Here is a 17,210-nt window from a genome sequence, read left to right on the forward strand (position 1 = left end):
AGGGCCAAGGGCCGGGGCATTCGCGGATGCCCCGGCCCTTTGCGGCTTGCTCGTCAAGCAGTGGCAGGCCGCGACCGAGGGAGGACAGCCTGCCCCATGGCGCGGTCCATCGCATTCTCCTCACATGACGAGGAACCCCGACTCTATGGCCCGAACAACCGCAAGAGTCCGATTCGGGCAGTTGAGCTTGGCCAAAATGATACCGACCGTGCGCTTGACTCCATGTTCAGAGATACTCAGCGATCGAGCGACTTGCCGGTTGCTCAGCCCCTCGGCAATCAGGCGCAGTACCTGCTGTTCACGTGCCGTCAGCGCAATCATTGACGCGCGCTTCGAGGTGGTGTCATCACCGTCCTGGTCGGGCGCCGTCACGGATCGTCGCGCCAGGGTCTCCGACACATGAAGCCGTCCGGCCTTCACGTCGACGATCGCCTCGCGCAGGGTCTCGGGGCGGAGATCCGCCCAGTCCAGGAAACCGTTTGCGTGATCTACCCAGGATTGCTCGACCACGTCTGCCGAATCCACCAGGATCAGTACACGTATGTTCTGGTTGCGCAGCTTTTCGGCGATCTCGTCAGGCAAAGACCCCAAAGCATTGCCGGCTGAAAGGATCAGCTGGCCGTTGCAGAATGTCGAGAGATCTTCGATATCCGTGATGGATTGCACTGCCGATTGAATTTCGAGCGAACGAAGCATTCCCTCGATACTGTATCGACGAATGTCATCTTCGATGATCAGCGCTATCTCAGTCTGCAGCAGGGATCGCCCAGCCTGCAGGGAAGCTCGCCTGTCAGATATGTCAGGCACCGGGTAATCCATCTGACTGCTGTAGTGTTCGTGATTTCCGCCGCCCGAAATCGGCTGCCGCGTCAACCTGCTCTTCACGCTAGCCATATCCGTGATCCCCCGTTAGCCATGTCAGTGATCCCCCAGTTTTCTCGCGTCAAAATCTGGAAGGTTCGACTCATGATCGATGAGCATGGCACGCAGTTGCGGGGAGTGTCCACTCTGGACTAGCCGCCGCGTGATGGTCTGTTGGTGGGCGGGGAATAGGAAGAGGTGCCTGCTGACCTGCAATGGTGGGAGTTCCCACGCTTTCACCACGCTCGATCGACAAGGCATCTCTCAAGTGAAAGTCGAGCACAGGTCCGCGAAACTGTTTGCCGCCTTCGATGGCCCCGATCTGATCGCGCATGCCGGGTTCGTCGCGATGATCCGGTTGGCCGAGCGGTGCGCATGGCCCGCCCTGGTGGCCGAGAAGGTGAGACTCGCCGGCGTGGCCAACGGCGCGGGGACGGCCGCCGCGCGGAGGCGGCGATCCGTACCCGCCGGGTGCGCCCGCGGCGACGACGCGGGCGCCGAGCCGTCAGGCGGGCTGGACGGCGATGGTGCAGAGGCGCTTGGTGGCCCGGGTCAGGGCCACGTACAAGTCCCTTTCCCCACCAGGGCGGTTCGTGATGATTTCCTCGGGGTTCATGACGACGACCCCGTCGAACTCCAGGCCGCGCGCTTCGGACGCCGGCACGATGCGTGCGTGCTGAGCGATGCCCTGGGCCGTCAGCTCGCCCACCCTGGTGTCCGCGCAGATCACTCCCAGGAGCTCGCCCGGGTGCGCGGCGCTCTGGGTGCGGAGCTCCTGGACGACGGCGGTGACCGACCCGTCCGGAGGCGTGGTCACGGTGCGAGGGATCTCACCGCTTCGCAGTGACCGCGTGGGCTTCTGGTCCGGAGCGATCCGCGTGAGCAGGTCCCGGACGCTCTCCAGGATCTCCTGAGTCGTGCGGTAGCTGACGGTCAGGTCGTGCAGTTTGAACCGCGGTCCGACGTGGGGGCTCAGGGCTTCCTTCCAGTCGCGTGCCGTCGCGACCGGGCCTGCCTGGGCGAAGTCGCCCACCAGCGTCATCGACCTCGACGGACAGCGGCGGACGATCATCCGCCACTGCATGGCGGTCAGTTCCTGCGCCTCGTCGACGACGACGTGCCCGTACGTCCGCTCGGGGGGGCCGGAGACCAGGCTCGCCGCCTCGTCCAGCAGCGGCACATCGGCATCGGTCCACGGGTCGTCCGGACCGCGCAGCAGAAGGGACCGCTCCTGCGCGGTCAGGCGGGGCAGGTGCTCGGCGAGAGCGTCGGCGTTCGTCAGGAGCGCCTTCACGAGGTCACCGGGTACCAGCCTCGGCCACAACGCCTCGACCGCCTGGTCGACTCCGGCGTCGTCGAGGAGATCGGCCCGGATGGCGTCCAGGTCCAGCTCGTGGGCCGGGCCCGGGTCGGGTGCGCCTTCGACACGGCGCTGGGCGGCTCCCGTGAACCGGTCGAGGTTGAGACCCGTCATCTTCTCGGTATCGGCGTCGATCTGTTCCAGTAGGTCGCCCATGTCTCGTTGCATAGCGTCGGTGACGGCGTCGACCAAGAGCTCCTTGAACACCTGGCGCGCGGGGTTGTGCCCCGGTACGGCTGCCACGGCGGCGTCGCGTGCCGTGGCGACCTCCTCGCCGGGGAGGCGCACCAGTTCCTGTCCGACCCGCACGGTGAAGTCACCGGCGGGGGCCTGGTGGACGCGCAGCAGGCCGGCCAGGGCGTCGGCGAGGTCGGTGCCGCCCTTGAGGCGCGCCGTGTCGAACGGGCCCACCGCGTCCGGGGACACCCCGGCCAGTTCCCGGCAGGTCGCCAGAACGACGTCGTTCTCCCCGAGCGAGGGAAGGACCTGGGAGATGTAGTCGAGGAACCGGGCGTTCGGGCCCACCACCAGGACGCCCTCCTCCGCGGCGCGCGGGAACGCGTACAGGACGTAGGCCGCCCGGTGCAGTGCGACCACCGTCTTGCCGGTGCCGGGCCCGCCCTGCACGACGGTCACCCCGCGGTGGGCGGAGCGGACGATCTCGTCCTGCTCGGCCTGCAGCGTTGCGACGGCCGCGTGCATCCTGCCCGTACGCCGTGCCGACAGGGCCTCGGTCAACGGGCCGTCCCCCACGACGTCCTCGTCGGTCGGGGCGGTCCCGTCAAGCAGTTCGTCGCTCACCGAGATGACCGTGCGCTCCTGCAGACGCAGGTGCCGACGCCGCCGCAGGTCCATCGGGTGGACCGGCGTCGCCTCGTAGAAGGGCCGCGCCGCGTTCGCGCGCCAGTCCACGAGCAGAGGCAGGTCGTCCTCCTCCGTATGCAGTCCGATCCGCCCGATGCGCAGGGCCGTGCCGTCCGTCCAGTCGATGCGCCCGAAGACCAGCCCCTTTTCGGCGCCCTCCAGTCGGCCGATTTCCTTGGCCAGACGCTCGGCGGCGATTTCCCTCTCGTATGCCTCACCGGCGCTTTCCGCCGGGGCCTTCAGCACACTCGCGCGCTGTACTCGCGCCTCGGAAATACGCTCGGTGAGCAGCTCGTACAAGGAGGACACATAATCCCGCTCCGATTCGACCGCACGCACAGCGGGATCATTCATTTTCGACAACAGGCGTCTCCTTCGATTCGAGCCGGACCATGAGTCAAAGCGCCCTAAAAGCGGAGGCCGGCGATGTTTTGCAGACAGCCCGTCACGCGAGGGATCGAGACTCGGCGCTGCGGGCCTCTTCGCGGTCCGGCTGCGGTGTCGGGGCCTTCTTCTTTCCGGCAGCAGGCAAGGTGATCAGCAGCACCACTGCTCCGAGGAGCACGACGGCCGTGATCCAGCCCGCGCCGACGTGCATGGCGTGGATGAACGCATCGTCGGCAGCCCTGGCGAGAGAGGGCTGGTGGATGGTGGCGGCGACGTGGCGGGCCTGTTCGGCGGAGACTCGCGCCTGATCCTGCACCGGACCGGATGCACCCTCCAGCGAAGGTTCGATCGCACGTCGGTACATGATCGACATGATCGTGCCGCCTACGGCGATTCCGATCACGCTGCCGGTTTGGCGCACGGTGTTGGTGACGGCCGACCCGGCACCGGCCTGTTCCAACGGCAGGTCGCTGATCAATGCGGCCGTAACGGGGCCGATCACCATGCCGATCGAAAGACCCTGTATCAGCAAAAGGATCTCGATCCAGACGAGTGGGGTTTCGAGTCCGAGGAACGTGTACCCACCCATGGCCAGCGCAGCCGCGGTGAGCGCCGGCACGGTGACGAGGCGTAGCGGCAGGCGGCGAACCAGGCGGGAGGCAAGGGGCGCCCCCGCGAGCGCGCCGACTGCTGTCGGGACATTGGCCAGACCGGCCTTCATCGGCGAAAATCCGAGCGCGCCCTGCAGGTAGAACGCGCTGTAGAAGGTGATGGCGGCCACGCCGAAGAGCAGCAGTCCGAGCGCCACATTGCCGCCGCCGAAGGTGCGCTGCGCGAACAGTCGCGGATCGAAGCTGGGCATCTTGAGGCGCAGTTCGACGAGTACGAAAACGGCCAGCAGAACCAGACCGACAACGATCGGCACCCAGACGTCGGTACGACTCCACGCCGCCACCTGCCCCGCCCGGATCAGCCCGTAGGCCAACGCCACGAGCCCACTGATCGACAGCAACATTCCAGCGGGGTCCAGCGGTCGCCGAGTGGGGCTGCGGAAATTCGGAACCAGCACGGCAAGCCCGACCAACGCCAATGCAGCGACCGGGAGATTGATCAGAAAGACCGAGCCCCACCAGAAATGATCGAGCAGGGACCCCGCCAGCACCGGGCCGGCAGCCATTCCGACACCGGCCGACGTCGAGAAGATGCCGATCGCGGCAGCCCGCTTGGTGCCGGTGAAGGTCCACATGAGGATGGCCATCATGGCGGGCGTGATCAGCGCGCTGCCCACCCCCATCGCAACTCGGGCTGCAATCAGCTGACCCGCATCGCCTGCGTACGCCGCCCACAGCGAGGACCCGGCGAAGATCACCAGCCCACTGGAGAAAACGGTCCGGTGGCCGAACCGATCGCCCAGTGCGCCCGCGGTGAACATCAACGTGGCGAAGGCCAGGGTGTACGCACCGGTCGCCCATTGCAGCTGACCGGGATCGGCCCCCAGTCCGCGGACCGGATCCGCAAGGGTCTCCAGCGTGGTACTCAGGACGGTGTTTTCCATCCAGATCAGCAGTGAACACAGCATGAGAATGGCAAGAATCAATTGCTGCCTGGACTTCGGCAATGCGGGAGGCACGGTCATGAACACCTTCGGATATCGATGGGCGGAGACTTGGCCGATGGGAATATAGGCAACCTCCACAACGCTGTCAAGTTTGGATTTTCTCGCCAAAACCGTTGCGGCCGGACGAACCGTATGCCCCTGCCGGATTTGCGGACCGGGCAGATTTATGTCTCTGCCGGATTCGCAGTCGAGGGATTTCACTTCCCTATGGTTGCGACTGCGCGGATTTCATGTCTTCAGAGCCGTCGCGCCGCGTCGCCCGGGGGCGTCTCGGGCAGGGATGCCGCTTTCACGTAGTTTGTCCAGCACGGTCGTGCGTACGGCACCCGGCGCCGCGGGACACCGCCGAAGAAGCGCAGCGCGATCGACTTCTCCACCCGGGCACCGGTATGCACTGGGGGAACTCGACCGATTCTCCAGGGCGCGCCCACGGGGAATCGACCGATGCTCCAGGAAGGCTCTGGTTCGAGCGCGGCCGGCAGCGTGATCGGCGTCAGCGTCCCGCTGGGGAGTCGTGACCACAGGGGTGGGGAATTGACTGACGCCGATCATGCGGATTGCGGGGAATTACCCGACCGTCGGCACGGGGTCGCGCCCCGCACAGCGGCGGGCCGCGTGAACCTCGTCGAATGCTCGCACGCCGCGCTTTTCCAGGGCTTTCATATTTCCTCGTTCCTCGAATCCGACGGTTCGGACATCAGCGGCCGCCGAGCGAATCGAGCCAGCGCCGCAGGTGCGCGGCGGTCTCTGCCGCCTGTCCCTCGATGATCGAGAAGTGATCTCCCTCGATGTACTCGGCCGGTCCACGGTGCTGCCAGTCGGGGACGGGGTCGACGTCCCCGAAGCTGCTCAGCGTCACGGTGGCCCGCAGATTCAGCGTCGGCGCGGCGATCGGCTTGGCCTCGCGCTCGGGATAGATCCGCACGTAGCCGCCCATGGAGACCAGGCCGTGGTCGTCGACGGGGGTCAGTGCGTTGTCCCGGGACAGGATCTGCCCCAGCGCGTTGGTGAGCACGAGGCGGTTGAGTTCGTGGTCTTCCGGGGAGTAGGTGTCGATCATCGCGACGCCCGCGAGCCGGGCGCCGTCGTCCTCGAGCCGCCGGGCGACCGCGTGGGCGATCGCACCACCGGCCGAGTAGCCGATGAGCGCCACCGGGCCTCGCTCGAGTTCCGGTGCGACGGCCGCGGCGAGGCTCTCGATCGCCGCCGCCCATGTCGCCGGCAGGTCGTCGCCCGCGCGCACACCGGGCAGCCGCAACGCACTGACCTGCCGCTCGCCGCCCACGCCCAGTTCGCGAGCCAGGCGGGCGAACTGGTGCGTGCCCGATCCCGCCAGGAACGAGGGGATGCAGACCAGCGCCGGCGCCGCGGCGCCGCGCGCCAGGAGCTGCGACGCAGCCGGGCGCTGTGCGGCGGCCTCGCCGGCGGGGTACGTGGTCATCAGAGCCGAGCTCGCGGTCAGCAGGGGCATCGCCCCTGCCAGCTCACCGCGGCGATGCGCCGCCGACACCAGGTCGGTGATCGTGCCGCGCACGCCGACCGGTGCCTGCTCGACCACGCCGGTGTCGGATTCCTCGATCAGCGAGCGCACCAGCTTCGCCACATCGGCGGCGGTCGGGTGGTCGAAGATCAGCGTCGACGGCAACTCCAGCCCGGTCAGCTGTGCGAGCCGGTTCCGGAATTCGACGGCGCCGAGGGAGTCGAATCCGAGCTCGGTGAACGGCGCGTGCGGGTCGATCGCGTCGCCGGACAGGTGGCCGAGGACCGCCGAGGCGACGTTGCGCACCTCTCGCAGGACCACACCGTCGCGGTCGGCGTCGGGCAGTGCGGCCAGCTGCCGCGCCAGGCTGACACCGGTACGCGCGGCGGCCGGGGACACCCGGATCATGCCGCGCAGCACCGCGGGCAGTGTGCCGCCGCGCGCCAGGTCGGTGAGCGCCGCCGTGTCCAGCAGTGCCGTCGTCGGTGTCGCCCGGTCGGTCGCGAGTGCGTGGTCGAACAGCGCCATCCCGGATTCCGGGTCGATCGGGACCAGGCCCAGCCTGGCCCGGATCTGGCGGGCGTACTGCTCGGCGCCGTCCCCGCTGAGTATCCCCGCCATGCCGACGGTCCACAGTCCCCAGGCCAGCGAGTGCGCGGGCAGGCCCGCGCTGCGCCGCACGCGTGCCAGCGCGTCCAGCGCGCTGTTCGCGGCGGCGTAGTTGCCCTGTCCTTGCCCGCCGAGCAACGGCGCCGCGGACGAGAACAGCACGAACGCCGACAGATCCAGGTCGCGGGTCAGCTCGTGCAGGTGCAGTGCCGCATCGACCTTCGGTGCCAGCACCCGTGTCGTCTGCGCGGTGGTGAGGGTGTCGATCGTGCCGTCGTCCAGAACGCCCGCCGCATGGATGACGGCGGTCAGCGGGGCGTCGGTGTCGATGTCGGCCAGCAGGGCTTGGACGGCGGTGCGTTCGGTGACGTCGCACGCCACGACCCGTACGCGGGCGCCGAGGCCGGTCAGCTCGGCGGCCAGTTCGGCGGCGCCGTCCGCGGCGGCACCGCGCCGCGATGTCAGGAGCAGTCGTCGTGCGCCGTGCGCTGCGACCAGGTGCCGGGCGAGGATCGCGCCGATGCCGCCGGTGCCGCCGGTGATGAGCACCGTGCCCTGGTCGAACGACGGGGGCACGCCCGGTTCGGTGGCGGGCAGCGGCTGCAGTCGCGGTGCCAGGAGCCGACCCCCGCGAACGGCCACGTGCGGTTCGTCCCGGGCCACGGCATCGGCGAGCGACTTGACCGGCAGGACGTCGCGGTCGTGGTCGATGAGCAGGAACCGGCCCGGGTGCTCGGACTGTGCGCTGCGCACCAGGCCCGCCACGGCGGCGCCGACCAGGTCGGGTTCCTCGCCGGGCAGTCCGGCGGCCGTGTGCGTCACGATCGCGAGCCGGCCGGGGCGTTCGTCGCCCATCCAGCCCTGCAACAGTGCCAGTGTCGTCAGCACGCCGGCGTGTACGTCCGCCGCGTCGGCACCGGTTCCGCGGGGCGCCGACCACACCACCGTGTCGGGAGCATCCCGCAGCACGGCGAGTTCCGCGAGATCGCCGCAGCGTGTCGGGGGCTCGGGGGCCTCGATGGTCGCCGGGTCGCCGAGCACGACGACGCGTCCGGCGTCCGCCTCGGAGGCGGCAGGCACGGCGACCCACTCGAGGTCGAACAGCGGTGCCGCGCCGCGCAGCCGGGCCAGCTCCTGCTGCTCGATCGGGCGGGCCCGCACGGACTCCATGCTCAGCACGAGGGCACCGGTCGCGTCGACCGCCTCCACGCACAAGGTGTTCGGTGCGGTACGGGCGATGCGGACGCGCAGGGCATCCGCGCCGGACTGTGCCAGCTGGACGCCGTCGAAGGCGAAGGGCAGTGGCACCCGGCCGTCGGGCCCGCCCTCGGCGAGAGGGCCGACAGCCGCGTGGAACACCGCGTCCAGCAGTGCCGGATGCAGTCCGAAGGCGGTGGCGCGCGCTGCGGTGTCGGTGTCGAGCGCCAGGTCGGCGAACACTTCCTCCCCGCGCGACCACGCGGCGCGAACACCCTGGAACACCGGGCCGTACCCGAAGCCGAGGTCGCCGAGTGCGCGGTACACCTGCTGCCCGTCGACCGGATCGCCCGCAACCGGAGGCCACACCTGGGCCCAGTCCGGCGCCGCGGCCGGCGCGGCGGGCGTGAGCAGGCCACGGGCGTGCAGCACCCATGCGTCGGCGGCGCGGGCGTGGACGGCCACGGTCCGGTGCCCATCGGCGTCGGGTTCGCCCACGGCGAGCTGGATGTCCGCGGCGCCATCGGGTGTGAGGACCAGCGGCGCCGCGAGCGCCAGTTCCGCCAGGCGCGGCACGCCGAGCCGGGCACCGGCGGCCAGGGCCAGTTCCACGAATCCGGTACCCGGCATCAGGACCGTGTCGAAGAGGGCGTGGTCGGCGAGCCATGGGTGCGTGCGCAGCGAGAGCCTGCCGGTGAACAGCCACTCGTCCTTGCCGGCGAGCTGTACCTGGGCGTGCAGCAGCGGATGGTCGACGGAGTCGGCACCGGCGAGCGGCGCAGCGGCCTCCGCGGGCAGCAGCCAGAATCGTTCGTGCTGGAAGGGATAGGTGGGCAACGTGATCCGTGCCTGCGGTCGGGCTCCGAAGTAGTCCGCCCACCGCACCGGCCGGCCCGCACCGTGCGCGGTGGCCAGCGCGGCGACCAGCTGCTCGGGTTCGGCGACCGTGCGACGGGATCCCGCGACCACCGATACGCGCGCTGCGAGGTCCGTCGGCAGAGCGGCGCGGGTCATGGTCGTCAGCACCGCGTCCGGGCCCAGCTCGACGAACAGGCGCACACCCGAATCGAGCAGTGACTGCACCGCCGGGGCGAAGCGCACTGCCTCGCGCACCTGCCGTACCCAGTACTCGGGCGTACCCAACGAATCGCCGGCGAACGCGCCGGAAACCGTGGAGCACAGCGGTATGCGCGGCTCGTGGTACGTCAGGCCCGCGGCGATCTCCGCGAACTCGGTCAGCATCGGATCCATCAAGGCGGAGTGGAAGGCGTGGCTCACCCGCAGCCTGCTGGTCTTGACTCCCTCGGCCACCAGCCTCGACTCGAGCGCGGACACCGCCTCGGTGTTTCCGGAGAAGACCACCGCATCGGGAGCGTTCACAGCGGCCAGCGAGACCGCGGCGGCTGCCGGATCGGCATGGACCGCCGCCAGCAGCTCCACGGCCCGCACCTCCGGCACCGCGGCGGCCAGCATGCTCCCGCCCGTCGGGAGCGCCCCCATCAACCGGCCCCGGGCCGCAACGAGCCTGCACGCATCCGGCAACGACCACACACCGGCCACGTACGCCGCGGCCAGCTCGCCGATCGAATGCCCGGCCACCACATCCGGCGTCACGCCGAACGACTCGACGAGGCGGTACATCGCCACCTCGAACGCGAACAGCGCGGGCTGGGCGTACTCGGTGCGGTCCAGCAGGGCCTCGGCCGTCGCGCCGCCCGCAGCGGCCGGCGCGCCGAACATCACGTCCCGCAGCGAATGCCCCAGGTGTGCGTCGAATTGCGCGCACACCTCGTCGAGCGCGGCGGCGAAAGCCGGGAACGCCCGGTACAGTCCAGCGCCCATCCCGATCCGCTGCGCGCCCTGACCGGTGAACAGGAACGCTGTCGTGCCCGTCTGACCAGCGCCGTTGGCGATGCCCGATCCGGTCTCGTCGGCTGCCAGGCGCGCCAAGGCCGCCAGCAGCGTCTCCCGGTCCGGGCCCACGACGGCGGCGCGCTGCTCGAGCTGCGCGCGGTGCAGCGCCAGCGTCACCGCGACGTCGGTCAGGTCGAGCTCCGGGCGTTCGCTCAGCGCGTCGTACAGACGGCGCGCCTGGGTCCTCAGCGCGGCGGTCGTCCGCGCCGACAGCAGCAGCGGCAAGGCCTCCGGGCGCGGTGGATCGACCGGCCGCGGCGGGGCCGCGGGAGCCTCTTCGAGGATCACGTGCGCGTTGGTGCCGCTGATCCCGAACGACGACACCCCCGCCCGGCGCGGACGCTGCCCGGCCGGCCACGGCTCGGCCTCGGTCAGGATCCGTACCGCGCCCGCCGACCACTCCACGTGCTGCGACGGCGCGTCGACATGCAAGGTGGGCGGCAGCACCTCGTGCTGCAGCGCCTGCACCATCTTGATCACACCGCCGACACCGGCGGCCGCCTGCGTGTGCCCGATGTTCGACTTCAACGACCCGATCCGCAGCGGCTCGGCGCGATCCTGTCCGTAGGCGTTGATCAGCGCCTGCGCCTCGATCGGGTCACCCAGCGTGGTGCCTGTGCCGTGCGCCTCCACCGCGTCCACCTCGGCCGCGGCCACCCCTGCGTTGACCAGTGCCTGGGCGATCACCCGCTCCTGGGAGGGACCGTTGGGTGCGGTCAGGCCGTTGCTCGCACCGTCCTGGTTGATTGCGCTGCCGCGGATCACGGCCAGCACCGGGCGTCCGTTGCGCTGCGCGTCGGACAACCGCTCGAGGGCGAGCACGCCGACGCCCTCGGCCCACGAGACGCCGTCCGCAGCATTCGAGAACGGCTTGCAGCGCCCGTCCGGTGACAGCGCCCGCTGCCGGGAGAACTCCACGAACAGCAGCGGGGTCGACATGACCGTCACTCCGCCGACCAGGGCCAGCGACGTCTCCCCGGCGCGCAGTGCCTGGGCCGCCACGTGCAGGGCCACCAGCGACGACGAGCATGCCGTGTCCACCGTCACCGCGGGTCCTTCCAGACCGAGGGCGTACGACACCCGGCCGGAGACGACGCTGCCGGCCGCTCCGGTCGCCAGGTAGCCTTCCGCGGCACCGTCGGCGGCATCGCGCGCCGAGTAGCCGTAGTCCTGGTACATGACGCCCGCGTACATCCCGGTATCGCTGCCCCGCAGTGAGGTCGGATCGATACCGGCGTCTTCGAGCGCTTCCCAGGACGCCTCGAGCATCAACCGCTGCTGCGGGTCCATCGCCGCTGCCTCGCGGGGCCCGATTCCGAAGAAGGCGGCATCGAAATCACCTGCGGCCTGCAGGAATCCGCCTTCCCGGGTGTAGATCTTGCCGGGTTTGCCGGGGTCTGCGTCGTACAGGCGCTCGAGGTCCCAGCCGCGGTCGCCCGGGATCGGGGTGATCGCGTCGACGCGCCCGGCGATCAGTTCCCAGAGCTGGTCGGGATTCTCGACGCCGCCGGGATACCGGCAGCTCATGCCGACGATCGCGATCGGCTCGTCGGCCCTGGCCCTGCCCCTGGCACTGGTCGGGGCGGGGCGCGGTCGCGTCGGCTCCGAACCGTCGACCCTGGTGCGCAGGAAGCCCGCGACGGCGGCGGCGGTCGGATAGTCGAACACCAGCGTGGACGGAAGCTGAACACCTGTGGCGGCGGTCACCCGGTTGCGGAACTCGACTCCGCCGAGCGAGTCGAAGCCCAGGTCCGTGAACGGTGTCTCGGGGTCGATGGCGTCGGCCGACTCGTGGCCGAGGACCGCGGCGGCGATCGCGCGGACCTCGCCCCGGATCAGTGCCTCCCACTGATCGGCGGGGGCGTCGAGCAACCGCTGGCGCAACGGGCTGTCGGCGACCCGGCCGCGCGAGGGTACGCGGATCAGGCCGCGCAGCAGCGCAGGCAGCGTGCCGAGCCGGCCCAGCGCGGTGAGGGCGGGTGTGTCGAGCAGCGCGGTCATCAGCACCGGTTCGCCGGTGGTCAGCGCATGGTCGAACATCTGCATGCCCGTGTCCGGCTCGATCGGGGACAGACCGAGACGCGTACGGATCTGACGCACCAGGTGTTCGGCACCCGGGTCGTTCAACGCCTCGGCCATGCCGCGCTTCCACAGCCCCCAGGCCAGCGAGTGCGCGGGCAGACCGGCGCTGCGGCGCGTCTGGGCGAGCGCGTCCAGCGCCGCGTTCGCGGCCGCGTAGTTGCCCTGGCCCTGCCCACCGAGCAGCGGCCCGGCGGAGGAGAACAGCACGAACGCCGACAGGTCCATGTCGCGGGTGAGCTCGTGCAGGTGCCAGGCGGCATCGGCCTTCGGGGCGAGCACCCGGTCCACCTGCTCGGCGGTCAGGGTCTCGATGGTGCCGTCGTCGGCCACGCCCGCGGTGTGCACGACGGCGGTCACCGGTTGGTGCGCCGGTACGGATTCCAGCAGCGCCGCGACCGCGGCGCGATCGCTGACGTCGCACGCGGCAACGCGTACGTCGGCGCCCAGCGCGGTCAGCTCGGTGACCAGCTCCTCGACACCCGGCGCGGCGAGGCCGCGGCGCGAGACGAGCAACAGGCTGCGCACCCCGTGCCGGGTGACCAGGTGGCGTGCGGTGACGGCGCCCAGTCCGCCTGCGCCGCCGGTGATCAGGACCGTGCCGTCACCGAAGTGCCCGCCGGCCGGTTCGAGGGGGGTCGCACGCACCAGCCGCGGCGCCAGCGTGGCGCCGCCGCGGATCGCGAGCTGTGGTTCGTCCGCGGCGACCGCGGCGGCGATCCGTCGGGGCAGGTCCGCGAGGTCGTTGTCGTCGAGGTCGACCTGCACGATGCGCCCCGGGTATTCCGATTGCGCACTGCGTACCAGGCCGCGGACGGCCGCTGCCGCGGGGTCCGGCGTCTCGCCGGGCAGACCCGCTCCGTTGCGGGTCAGCACGATCAGTGTGGAGTCGGCGCAGCCCGGCTCGGTGAGCCAGTCGCGCAGTACTGCGAGGGCGGTGTGCACGGCGGTGCGGAGGGTCGCGGGGACGTCGTCGCCGTCCGCCGACGCCGTTTCGGGCGACCAGACGACAGTCGCGCCGGTGTGGCCCCCGCCCGTCGCGAACGCCGCGACGTCCTCGAACGTCTCGGCGCAGCCCGCGACGGCTCGGCCCAGTGCGACCAGGTGCCGGTCCGACACCGCGGGCGCCGTCACCGGCGTCCAGTCGACGGCGTAGAGCGGGCTGCGGGTACCGGCGAGAGCGGTCGCGTCCGCGGGGCGGGCGAGCACGGCGTCGATCGACAGCACCGCGGCGCCGGTGGCGTCGCAGGCGTCGATGCGCACCTTCTCGGAACCCGAACGGATGATGCGGGCGCGGACCGCGGTGGCGCCGGGCCGCAACACACGGACGCCGTTGAAGGAGAACGGAAGCGGCAGCCTGCCGTCGGGGAGGTCCTCGGCGAGCACGTCGATGGCAGCGTGGAAGGTCGCGTCCAGGAGCGCCGGATGCACCCCGAAGCCCGCCGCCCGGCCCGCTGTCGCCTCGTCCAGGGCCACCTCGGCGAACACGTCGTCATCACTGGTCCAGGCGGCGCGCACGTCCTGGAAGCTCGGGCCGTAGCCGAATCCCAGGTCGGCGAGCCGGTCGTACAGACGCGTTCCGTCGATCGGCGTGCCGTCGGCCGGCGGCCAGTCGGGGTCGGTCCAGTCCGGTGTCACGCCGTCGGCGGGGGCGAGGGTGCCGGTGGCGTGCAGCGTCCAGTCCGGCTCGCCGGGGTGGGAGCGCTCGGTGCCGGTGACGGCACGCGAGTGGATCGACAGGCGCCGGCGGCCGGTGTGATCGGGTTCGGTCACCGAGAGCTGCACGTCCACGGCAGCGTCACCGTCGAACAGCAGCGGCGTCGCCAGGACGAGTTCGTCCACGACGGGCAGTTCCAGGCGGCGGCCCGCGGCCAGCGCGAGATCCACGAACCCGGTGCCGGGCAGGAGCACTGCTCCGAAGGCGGTGTGGTCGGCGATCCACGGGTGGTCGGTGGTGGAGAGCCTGCCGCTGAACAGCCATTCGTCGCGACCGGCGAGCGGCGCGGCGACGCGCAGCATCGGATGGTCGAGCGTGGAGAGACCGGCGCGGCCCATGTCACCGAGCGCGTCGTCGTCGGGCTGCACCCAGTACCGGCGCTGCTGGAAGGCGTAGACGGGCAGGTCGAGGTGGGTGACCGGCCTTCGCGGTGACAGCGGCGCCCAGTCGACGGTCATGCCCGAGCAGTGGGCGGCGGCGAGCAACTGCAGGAACTGGTCGACCTCGTCGACGCTGCGCCGTGAGCCCGCCGCGACCAGCGAGCGGGACGCCACCTCGTCGGGCAGTGTCTGGCGGGTCAGCGCCGCCAGCACCGCGTCCGGACCCACCTCGACGAACCGGCGCACGCCGGCGTCGACGAGTGACTGCACCGCCGGGGCGAACCGCACGGCCTCGCGCACCTGCCGCACCCAGTACTGCGGCGTCAGCAGTTCGGGACCGGCCGGCTCTCCGGACACCGTGGAGCACACGCCCGTGCGGGGCGCCCGGTACTCCACCGATCGGGCGACCTGCTCGTACTCGGCGAGCATCGGCTCCATCAACGCCGAGTGGAAGGCGTGGCTGACCGTCAGCCGGGTCGTCTTCACGCCCTCGTCCGCCAGCTGGTCCTGCAGTGCGACGATCGCCTCAGTCTCGCCCGAGAACACCGTCGCCGCGGGCGCGTTCACCGCCGCCAACGAGACCGTCCCGGCCGCGAGCAGTTCCAGCGCCCGCTCCTGCGACACCGCGGCGGCGAGCATCGCTCCCCCGGTCGGCAGCGCGCCCATCAGTCGACCGCGGGCGGCAACGAGCCGGCACGCGTCGGCCAGCGACCACACCTCGGCCACGTAGGCCGCGGCCAGCTCACCGATCGAATGCCCGACCACCACGTCCGGGGTCACGCCGAACGACTCCAGGAGGCGGTACAGCGCCACCTCGAACGCGAACAGCGCCGGCTGCGTGAATTCCGTCCGGTCGAGCAGGGCCTTGCCCTCGGTGTCGGCGGCGCCGTTCCCGCCGCCCCCGGTCCCGCCGAACATGACCTCGCGCAGCGAGACCCCCAGCAGGGCGTCGAATTGCGCGCACACCTCGTCGAGGGCAGCGGCGAACACGGGGAACGCGGCGGCCAGCCCTGCGCCCATGCCGAGGCGCTGCGCGCCCTGACCGGTGAACAGGAAGGCCGTCTCGCCGGTGGTGGCGACACCCGACACCACGTGCGGGGACGCCGAACCCGCGGCCAGGGCCGTGAGGCCGGCGAGCAGACCGGCCCGGTCGGATCCGAGCACCGCGCCGCGCCGACCCAGCTGGGCGCGCGCAGCGGTCAGGACGGCAGCGACATCGGCGTCATCCGCCTCGGGGTGGTCGGCGAGCCAGGCCAGCAGCCGGCTCGCCTGCGCCCGCAGCGCGGTCTCCGACTTGGCCGAGAGCAACCACGGTGCCGGCAGCGCCGGTCGGCCCGGCTCCGATTGCCGTACGACGGCATCCGGTCCTGTCACCGGATCGGCAGCAGGCTCGCGCGGCGCCTCTTCGAGGATCACGTGGGCGTTGGTCCCGCTGATCCCGAAGGACGACACGCCCGTACGGCGCGGACGCTCGAGCTCGGGCCACTGCTGAGCCTGCGTCAGCAGCTGCACCGTGCCCGCCGACCAGTCGACCTCGGGGGTCGGCTCGTCCACGTGCAGGGTCGAGGGCATGACCCCGTTGCGCATCGCCATGACCATCTTGATCACGCCCGCGACACCCGCCGCGGCCTGCGTGTGACCGATGTTCGACTTGAGGGAACCCAGCCACAGCGGGTTGTCGTCCCCGCGGGCCCGGCCGTAAGCGGACAGCAGCGCCTGCGCCTCGATCGGGTCGCCCAGCCTCGTACCCGTACCGTGCGCCTCCACGACGTCCACCTCGGACGGCGACAGCCGCGCATTGGCCAGCGCGGCCTGGATGACCCGCTCCTGCGAAGGCCCGTTCGGCGCGGTCAGCTGGCTGCTCGCACCGTCCTGGTTCACCGCGGAACCACGGATCACCGCCAGCACCCGGTGCCCGCTGCGCTCGGCGTCCGACAGCCGCTCCAGCACCAGCACGCCCACGCCCTCGGCCCAGCCCGTGCCGTCCGCCGACGACGAGAACGCCTTGCACCGCCCGTCCGGCGACAACCCGCGCTGCCGGGAGAACTCCACGTACGTGCCCGGTGTCGCCATCACCGTCACACCACCGGCAAGCGCCATCGAGCACTCACCCTGACGCAGCGACTGGGCGGCAAGGTGAAGCGCGACGAGCGAGGAGGAACACGCGGTGTCGACCGTCACCGCCGGCCCCTCCAAGCCGAAGGTGTAGGACAACCGACCCGAGGCGACGCTGCCCGCGCTTCCGGTCAGCAGGTAGCCCTCGAAGTCCTCGGGCGCCTGGGGGGTCCGGGAGCCGTAGTCGTCGTACATGACGCCCATGTACACCCCGGTACGGGTGCCCCTCAGCGCGGTCGGGGCGATGCCCGCGTGCTCGAAGGCCTCCCAACCCGTCTCCAGCAGCAACCGCTGCTGGGGATCCATCGCCGCCGCCTCGCGAGGACTGATGCCGAAGAACTCGGCGTCGAACCGGTCCGCCTCGTACAGGAAGCCGCCCTCGCGGCAGTACGAGGTCCCGAGGTGGTCGGGGTCGGGGTGGTACAGGTTTTCCAGGTCCCAGCCGCGGCCCTGCGGGAAGGGGCCGACCGCGTCGCGTTCGGCGCTCAGCAGCTCCCACAGGTCGTCCGGGGAGGCGACACCGCCCGGGAGTCGGCATGCCATGCCCACGATCGCGATCGGCTCGTGTGCGCGCTCCTCCAGGTCCTGCACACGCTGACGGCTCTCCCGCAGGTCGACCGTTGCCCGCT

3 protein-coding genes and 1 pseudogene are annotated in these 17,210 nt (G+C 70.9%); all 4 read right to left on the reverse strand.

What is annotated here, in order from left to right; translation table 11 throughout:
* Positions 1–120: 120 nt before the first annotated feature.
* Positions 121–885 carry a helix-turn-helix transcriptional regulator gene (locus OG299_RS15630; protein ID WP_327361796.1) on the reverse strand — a complete coding sequence of 255 codons (765 nt, stop codon included), beginning with the start codon at positions 883–885 and terminating at the stop codon, positions 121–123.
* A gap of 481 nt (positions 886–1,366) precedes the next feature.
* The gene (locus OG299_RS15635) at positions 1,367–3,394 is read right to left on the reverse strand and encodes a HelD family protein (RefSeq protein WP_327361797.1); all 2,028 of its coding nucleotides are present in this window, start codon (positions 3,392–3,394) and stop codon (positions 1,367–1,369) included.
* Between the two features lie 136 nt (positions 3,395–3,530).
* Positions 3,531–5,291 (reverse strand): MFS transporter, encoded by a 1,761-nt coding sequence (locus OG299_RS15640; protein ID WP_327361798.1) that lies wholly within the window; start codon positions 5,289–5,291, stop codon positions 3,531–3,533.
* Positions 5,292–5,787: 496 nt separating this feature from the next.
* Positions 5,788–17,208 (reverse strand): annotated as a pseudogene (locus OG299_RS15645) (SDR family NAD(P)-dependent oxidoreductase); the annotation flags it as partial.
* Positions 17,209–17,210 lie beyond the last annotated feature (2 nt).

The organism is Streptomyces sp. NBC_01296, assembly GCF_035984415.1.
GTDB lineage: Bacteria > Actinomycetota > Actinomycetes > Streptomycetales > Streptomycetaceae > Streptomyces.